General features: G+C 39.1%; 3 protein-coding genes and 1 pseudogene. 1 reads left to right on the forward strand and 3 read right to left on the reverse strand.

The genetic code is table 11. From position 1 onward, the window contains the following. Positions 1-261: pseudogene (locus VE944_RS16590) on the reverse strand (radical SAM protein); the annotation flags it as partial. 171 nt (positions 262-432) lie between these two features. Further along, the gene (locus VE944_RS16595; protein ID WP_324978890.1) at positions 433-630 is read right to left on the reverse strand and encodes a SemiSWEET transporter; all 198 of its coding nucleotides are present in this window, start codon (positions 628-630) and stop codon (positions 433-435) included. Between VE944_RS16595 and VE944_RS16600 the strand changes: the two genes are divergently transcribed. Then, on the forward strand, positions 557-742 hold the full coding sequence (locus VE944_RS16600; RefSeq protein WP_324978893.1) for a hypothetical protein: 186 nt from the start codon (positions 557-559) through the stop codon (positions 740-742). The genes VE944_RS16595 and VE944_RS16600 overlap by 74 nt on opposite strands. A gap of 123 nt (positions 743-865) precedes the next feature. On the opposite strand, the gene VE944_RS16605 is transcribed toward VE944_RS16600, so the two are convergent. Beyond that, positions 866-1,617, reverse strand: a 752-nt coding sequence (locus VE944_RS16605) for a hypothetical protein (RefSeq protein WP_324978887.1), incomplete at its 5' end; no start/stop codon positions are given.

Below are 1,617 nucleotides of genomic sequence, written 5' to 3' on the forward strand. Positions count from 1 at the left end.
ATTCACATAATCCAGTTCCCAGGAAATCGAAAATCCCATAATTTCCGGGGTTCTAGGGAGTTGTTCGTGAATATCTGTAAACAGGCGACTCACCTGCACATCATCACGCATTGCTAAGGTTGCCCAAACTACCTGATAGCCAAGGCTAGTGATACCTACGCTGTACTCATTGGGAAAAGCAAAGATGATGGGGATAGCGTTGGTATCTGGGTTAGCGGGGGTAAAAAGGAGGTGTTCAGAGGTAAATACAGATGATGTCACAGATGTTGTTAGGGGTGTTTAAATAACGGAGTCTCATAGAATTCGCGCCTACACAGGCAAAAACCATTCCTTCTCTTTTCTACGAGACGGTATGCGAACGTGGGTTTTATTTTAGTCCGCGCAGGCTGACGAGAGTTTGTCTAGCCGAGATTTCTAATCGCCAGGGTTTCTTTATCTATATTTAATTTTAAGCCATAAAATTATCAAGTTAAAAAACAATGTCACACTATTAGCAAGAATAATTGGTAAGGCTTGTAAATAGATTCCATAGATTAACCACAAAAAAACACCAGTTATGAATGTAATTAGCGTCACCATAGAAACATCTTTTGCTGATTTTGTTCGCCACGTTTTAAACATCTGTGGCAAAAAAGAGATTGTGGTTATTGTGGCAGCCGCTAATCCTAGAACGGTTAGAAAATCCATGACGATGCAAACCTATAAAATAAATTTTTCATTGGTTAAACAACTTATAAATTGATTTTTATAATACTGTATTAATGTCTTCGATTTTACATTGTAATGTGAGTTATAAAGTGGAAAAAATAAAACGGGAAAAGAGTTTAACTCTTTTCCCTAATCAGTAAAGGATATGTGATTGACACTACGAAAACCTATCAATTAATTCTTCACGGGATAAATGCAACAGTAAAGGCGTAAATTCTTCTGGTGGTAACGTCAGTAAAGGTTCAATAATTGCTTGAAGCTCATTATCTATTTCACCAAAGCGAACTTTGAGCAAGTTTTCCACCACCAAGCATTCTCCCTGCTGAATTCCTGTTTCGAGTCCCCGTTGTTCACCTTCTTGTATCGCCTGTTCTCGGTCTTGTTGGTAAAGTGGTGCTAATCGCATAAGTAATTCCCTATCTTCCTCGTCTTGATTTTGGGTGACTTGTAAGTTCTGTTGCAAGTTGTACAGCAATTCTAACGCTGCTTTTCGGAAAGGATTATCAGCAGTAAGCGCTTCTAGTTCGTCAATTGCTTGCTTTTGAACGTTCCCTCTACCGATGATTCTCAGCCATAAGGTTTCTGAGATAGATGGCAACTGATGAATTGCTACTATTGCAGTACGCAAATACTCTGGCATGAAGTAGATTCCAGGAAGGTAGCCAACTTTTGGGTTAGCACCAAATCCTGATAAGAGTTGCGCTGATGCTGTGGGGGTAAGAATCCATAATTTTGGTAAGTTAGATTCTAAAATGCGTGTTTTATTTCGATTTGCCTGTCGTTGTAAATCGCCACGTACCTCTAATAATTTTAACAGACAATCGCAAATTTCTGTAGCTGACGCTGCGTTACGAAATGGTTCAAATAGAGAAGGGGTAGTGACAAGTTTACCTAATAATCCGAGTGTTT

Origin of the sequence: Nostoc sp. (assembly GCF_035638895.1) — a bacterium.
Taxonomy (GTDB): Bacteria; Cyanobacteriota; Cyanobacteriia; order Cyanobacteriales; family Nostocaceae; genus Nostoc.

Bases quoted from the DNA above. Each gene is read 5' to 3' on its own strand.
- VE944_RS16600 (WP_324978893.1), top strand. From the start codon at position 557: ATGAATGTAATTAGCGTCACCATAGAAACATCTTTTGCTGATTTTGTT.